This is a genomic window from Sphingomonas floccifaciens (genome assembly GCF_042681125.1).
In the GTDB taxonomy this organism is placed as follows: domain Bacteria; phylum Pseudomonadota; class Alphaproteobacteria; order Sphingomonadales; family Sphingomonadaceae; genus Sphingomonas; species Sphingomonas floccifaciens.
In genome coordinates, this window is the sequence record NZ_JBHUFC010000009.1 from 1 (window position 1) to 5,802 (window position 5,802).

General features: G+C 63.7%; 4 protein-coding genes. 3 read left to right on the plus strand and 1 reads right to left on the minus strand.

Translation table 11 applies throughout. The annotated features are described in order from the left end of the window. Nucleotides 1–27: 27 nt before the first annotated feature. Nucleotides 28–1,185: a TonB-dependent receptor domain-containing protein gene (locus ACFSC3_RS16680; RefSeq protein ID WP_380941507.1), complete on the plus strand. Its 1,158-nt coding sequence runs from the start codon at nucleotides 28–30 to the stop codon at nucleotides 1,183–1,185. Between the two features lie 55 nt (nucleotides 1,186–1,240). Here ACFSC3_RS16680 and ACFSC3_RS16685 read toward each other — a convergent pair whose 3' ends face one another. Continuing rightward, nucleotides 1,241–1,771, minus strand: coding sequence for a hypothetical protein (locus ACFSC3_RS16685; protein ID WP_380941504.1), 531 nt, complete (start codon nucleotides 1,769–1,771; stop codon nucleotides 1,241–1,243). A 235-nt stretch (nucleotides 1,772–2,006) separates the two neighbouring features. Here ACFSC3_RS16685 and ACFSC3_RS16690 point away from each other — a divergent pair, with 235 nt between their 5' ends. Further along, the gene (locus tag ACFSC3_RS16690; RefSeq protein WP_380941505.1) at nucleotides 2,007–5,093 is read left to right on the plus strand and encodes a TonB-dependent receptor domain-containing protein; all 3,087 of its coding nucleotides are present in this window, start codon (nucleotides 2,007–2,009) and stop codon (nucleotides 5,091–5,093) included. A gap of 106 nt (nucleotides 5,094–5,199) precedes the next feature. Continuing rightward, a complete protein-coding gene (locus ACFSC3_RS16695) occupies nucleotides 5,200–5,778 on the plus strand; it encodes a proline hydroxylase (RefSeq protein ID WP_380941506.1) in 579 nt (192 codons plus the stop codon). Nucleotides 5,779–5,802: the final 24 nt, after the last annotated feature.

Consider the following 5,802-nt stretch of genomic DNA (forward strand, 5'->3'; position numbering starts at 1 on the left):
CTCGTCATCGGACCCGGCAACTGACAAATAGCGCGATCAGAACGCCGCCATTTAGCGCGAGCGTTTACACCGAAGATCAGCGCCAAGTTCACCCCGATCCCCGAAATCTCGTTCCGTGGGTCGTACTCGGAAGGCTTCCGTACGCCGACCTTCGCCGAGATCGATCCGCGCAGCTCCTTCTCGGGCTTCGTCGGCTACACGCCGAACGCGGACTTCCGTGCGGCGCACCCGAACAATGCCGGTTACACTGCCAACTATTCGGTCGGTCGTGGCTATGTCGGCAATCCGAACATTCAGCCGGAAACCTCGCGCAGCTTCACGGTCGGTGCGATCGTTCAGCCGGCGCCGTGGTTCAGCTTCACCGCGGACTATTTCAACGTGAAGAAGTCGGGGCTGATCACGGCGGGTTCGCTCGCGGGTGAGGCGATCAACGCCTATTACTCGGTGGCGAACCAGACCTTCGCCTCGGCAGCGGCCGCATCGGCGGCGGGCTGTGCCAAGCTGGCGGCGGTCGGTGCGGGCTATTCGTGCAACGTCATCGACGGTGCCGATCCCTTCGCGCTCAACGCCCTGCCGCGTCTGCTGGTGCTCAACGCGCCGTATGTGAACGTCAACTATGACGTGACGACCGGTGTGCAGTTCACCGCGAACGTCCAGGCGCCGATCAGCGAGGGGCTGCGCTTCGAAAGCCGCCTCGACCTGCAGGGGACGCTCAAGTTCGACCGTCACCTCGACAACGGCTCGGTCCAGCGCTTCGCCGGTTCGGTCGGCCCGGCCGACCTGTCGTCGGGCGGTGGTACGCCGAAGTGGCGCGGCAACTGGCAGAACACGATCCTGACGGAAAACTTCTCGCTGAGCGCGACGACCTACTTCGTCGGCGCAATGCGCGCAGTCGCCACCGACCAGGGCAGCCTGGACACGTCGTGCAACGCCTCGGTCTACAAGGACGCCCAGGGCGGCAACTCGTTCTGCCGTATCCGTCGCTTCATCTACACCGACATCAACGCGACGATTAAGGTGAACGAACAGTTCAGCTTCTTCGGCTTCGTCGGCAACGTAACCAACACACGGGCACCCTTCTATCCGAACACCTTCTACACCACGCAGCCGAACTATCTGGCGTCGTGGCACCTGCCTGGCCTGATCGGCCGTTCGTTCCGCGCGGGGGCGAACTTCAAGTTCTGAGCGGCGGAATCACTGAAGACCTGCGGCGGCCTCTCCCTCGAGAGGCCGCCGCAGGTCAGCCGACGCGGATCGCGCGCACCGAGCGGCCGTTCGCCAGCCGAACCATGTAGCCGCCCAACGCACCGCGCCGGATCGAGAGCGTCGCGCCGGGCGCGGGCAGGGCGGCACCCGTCCACGCCTCCGTCGTCGTCCAGCGCGCGCCGCCCTCGACCGTCAGCGTGTATTTGCCATAACCGAGGTCAGCGACGCGCTCGATCTTCGCTTCGAGTTGGGTGATCTGATCCTCGGGCTTGTCCGGTCCCTCGCGGCCGAAAAGGCCGATGCTCGGCAGCGGGAAGCCGAACAGTGAGCGCCGGGTCGATTTCACTGCCTCGCGATCGACGACGACGACGTCCTTTCGCCGCACGGCGTCGACCAGCCGGCGGGCGGCGGCATCGCTGCACGCCAGCCGCTGCGTATCGTCGCGGATGTCCAGACAGGCAGCGACCCTGTCGATCAGGGTGCGTTCGTCCCTTCCGTCCTGCGCGGGCAGCGCGTTTCCAGAAACATTCAGAAACATTGCCGCCAGCAAGTGGCCATAATTCATAGGCCTTACCCCTTCAAATGATTGCATAGCTAATAACTTATCGCTTCAACGTAATTGAAAACGCTTCGAAAAAATCCTGCTGTTGCGTGAATGTGACACTTTAGCGCCAATCGGCGCCTCGCAAACTTCTAGCATTGCGAAGTTTTCGCTGGGAAGTGACGATAAATGCTTACCCGGCACCATCGTTGGGAGCAGGGCTTGCCGCCGAACCGGGCGGCGTAAAGGGGACTATTACATGAACCGAAACTTTCGCCGGCGCTTGCTAACGTCGACCCTTTTCGTATCGACGTCGATCGCGCTTCCAGCCGCTGCGCAGACTGTCGAGCCGTCGGTCCAGAACGATTCCGCCACGCCCGCACAGGACGTGGTCGTCACTGGTTCGCGTATCGCGCGCCCGGATCTCGAGAGCGCAGCGCCGGTCGCCGTCGTCGGTGCCGACGAAATCGCGCTCCAGGCCGGTTCGCAGAACATTGAAAACGTCCTGAACGACCTTCCGCAGGTCACGGCGACGACCACCGCGAACTCGAACAATCCGGGCGGCGGCGTCGCCACCGTCAACCTGCGCGCGCTCGGCGCGTCGCGTACGCTCGTCCTCGTCGACGGCAAGCGCTACGTCTCGTACGACGTCACGCAGATCGTCGACCTGAACACCATCCCGTCGGCGCTGATCGAGCGCGTCGACGTCGTGACCGGCGGCCGCTCGGCCGTCTATGGTTCGGACGCGATCGCGGGCGTCGTCAACTTCATCACGAAGCGCAACTTCTCAGGCTTCGAACTTAACAGCAATTATGACATCACCGAGCGCGGTGATGGCCAGTCGTGGGACATCAACGGCACGATCGGCGCGAACTTCGACGACAACCGCGGTAACGTTACCGCCCACGTCGGCTACCTGACCCGTCGCGGCACCTTCGCTGGCGCGCGCTCGTTCGGTAATCTCGCGCTGACCAACACCAATGTGAACGGCGTGCCAACGCTGATCAACGCCGGTTCGCCCAGCGTGCCGCAGACGCGAATCCTGCTCGGCACCGCGTTCAGCGCCAACCAGCCGACGCTCGGCCAGGCGGCGATCGCCGCCCCGTTCCTCGGCACCGGCTCGACCGCCAACCTCGACTTCAACCCAGACGGGTCGCTCGGCGCGTTCGTCGACACGACCGACGCCTATAACTTCGCCCCGGTGAACTATCTGCAGGTTCCGCAGAAGCGCTTCATCATCTCGACCAAGGCGGAATATGAGGTCAGCCCGGCTTTCCGTCCGTATTTCGAAGGTCAATTCATCAACAACCGCGTGACGACCGAGCTCGCCGCGACGCCGGTCGGCAACTCGACGCCGTTCGGTAGCGGCAGCTTGGGGGCCCTGCGCGTCCAGACCAATTCGCCGTTCCTCGCTGCCAACGTCCGCGCCGCCTTCCAGGCGATCGACGCTGCCGAAAGCTTCCAGTGTCCAGCGAGCGGCACGCTGCCGACCAATTGCACCGAGGCTCAACGTGGCCAGATTATCGCTGCGACGACCCGCAACGACGGTTATGTCACGCTGGGCAGCTTCGGCTACCGCACCGTGCCGCTCGGGCCGCGCCAGAACGTCGATGACCGCAACGCTTTCCGCATCGTCACCGGTGTGAAGGGCGATATCGGCGGCGGCTTCAGCTACGACGGGTCGTACATGTACGCCCGCACGCGCAATTCGCAGCGCCAGAACGGCAACATCGCGATCAGCAACTTCATCGCTGCGACCACGACCGCGTTCCTGAACCCGGCGACCGGTGCGACCTCACCGTTCCCGTTCGCGGGTGTGTCCGGCGGCGGCACGCTGGTCTGTGCCGATGCAGCCGCGCGTGCTGCGGGCTGTGTCCCGGCGAACATCTTCGGGCAGGGCAACATCTCGCCGGCGGCGATCAACTATCTCGCCATCGGCGCGACCAACCTGCAGGAATATACCACTCAGGTCGCGACCTTTGCGTTGACCAACCCGAACCTGGTCGATTTCGGCACGGGTCCGATCGGTCTCGCGCTGGGCGCCGAATGGCGCAAGGAGAAGGGCGCGATCCAGCCGGATCAGTTCCTGTCGTCGGGCAACGTCGCCGGCTTCAACCCGGGTCGTCCGACCGCGGGTGAGTACAGCGTTCGCGAGGCCTTCGCCGAAATCAACGTGCCGCTGATCGACCAGGGCTTCGTCCACAAGCTGGAGCTGAACGCCGCGGGCCGCGTCTCGGATTATTCGAACGCGCCGGGCACGGTGTACACCTATGCGCTGGGCGGCGTCTTTGCACCGGTCCGCGACATTACCTTCCGCGGTCAGTATTCGCGCGCGATTCGCGGGCCGAGCGTGAACCAGCTGTTCCTGGGCAACACCGTCAGCTTCAACGGCAATATCGAAGGTTGCAACGTCGCGGCGGCAGCGCCGGGCGGTTCGTTGAACGCCTTCTGTATCGCCCAGGGCATTCCGGCGGCGGTACTGGCGGACGCCACGTCGCGGACTAACCTTGGTCTTGCGACGCTGGTCAACCCGCCGACGTTCCTCGGCGGCAACCCGAACCTGCGTGAGGAAACGGCGACGACTTGGACGGTCGGCGGCGTGCTGGCCCCCAGCTTCCTGAGCGACTTCACCGCGACGGTCGATTATTACAACATCAAGATCGACGACTATATTTCGACGGTCGGCTCGGCCAACATCGGCAATGCCTGCTTCAATCTGCAGCTGCAAAACTATTGCGCTCTCATCACGCGCAACTCGGTCGGCCAGATCGAGCGTATCGACGACCGCAACGCCAACACCGGCGGCCTGCGCACGTCGGGTCTCGATATCGGCGTTAACTATACCTACCGTCCGACGTCGCTGTTCGGCATCGAGAATGCCCGTCTCGGCTTCAGCTACCAGGGCTCGCGGCTGTTCACGTACAACTACGTCCCTGTCGTCGGCCTGCCGATCGAGCGTGTCTGCGCCGGCACCTTCGGCCGTCTGTGCACGCCGGCCGGCATTCCGCTGCCGAAGTGGCGTCACAATGCCCGCGTGACGCTGGGCACCGATCTGGCCGCCGTGTCGGTGCAATATCGTCGCATCACGTCGGTACGGGACGACAACGATGCGGTGGTCTATGCCGTCGAGCGTCTGCCGGCGAAGGAGTATGTCGACATGACGATCCGCATGTCGCCGGCCGACTCGTTCGACCTGAACATCGGCGTGTCGAACCTGTTCGACGTCCAGCCGCCACTGCTGGCGTCCGCGCAGAGCGGTGGTCAGGGCGAGCAGACGAATACCTTCCCCACCACCTACGACGTGATGGGTCGGGCGTTCTTCGTCGGTACCAAGCTGCGCTTCTAATTCAGCGCGAATCCGGACAAATCGGGGGTGGGGTCGCAATGCCTCGCCCCCTTTTTGCTTTGCGCCGGTTGCCACGAACGATCGTGGTACGCGATGAAGGCTCGGTATGACGACCTCGGTACTTTCGCTTGCACTCAATCCCGGGCTCGACGTCGAAGCGTTGCGTAGGTGTTATGCGCAAGAGGGACGGGTATCGATCGGCGAAGTCCTGTCCAATGCGAGCGCTCAGGCACTCTACGAGCATCTGGCGGCGCGCGACGATTGGCTTCAGCTCATCAATGCCGGCGAGAAGCTTTTCGAGCTCAGTCGAAGTGTTCGGCGGGACATGCCAGCCCAAAAGTCCGATGCGCTCGATGCGGCGGTCTATGCGGGGGCGAGGGCGGGTTTTCAGTTTCGCTATGAGACGGTTCGCGTGCCCGATGGGGTGGCCGAGCGCGCGTCGAGCGACGATCCACTGACCGACGTCGCCGACTTTCTGTCCCAAGGGCCGGCGCGCGATATGTTGCGCACCATCACCGGCGTCGAAGCGATCGACTTCGCCGACGCCCAGGCCACGGCATACGCGCCCGGCGATTTCCTGACCGCTCACGATGATGCTGTTGCGGGCAAGAAGCGGCACGCGGCCTATGTTCTGGGCCTTAGAACCCGACCGAAAATTAGGTTGAGCGATTTCAGTCAGTTGTGATTCACCGGGTTTTGCGAAGACCTT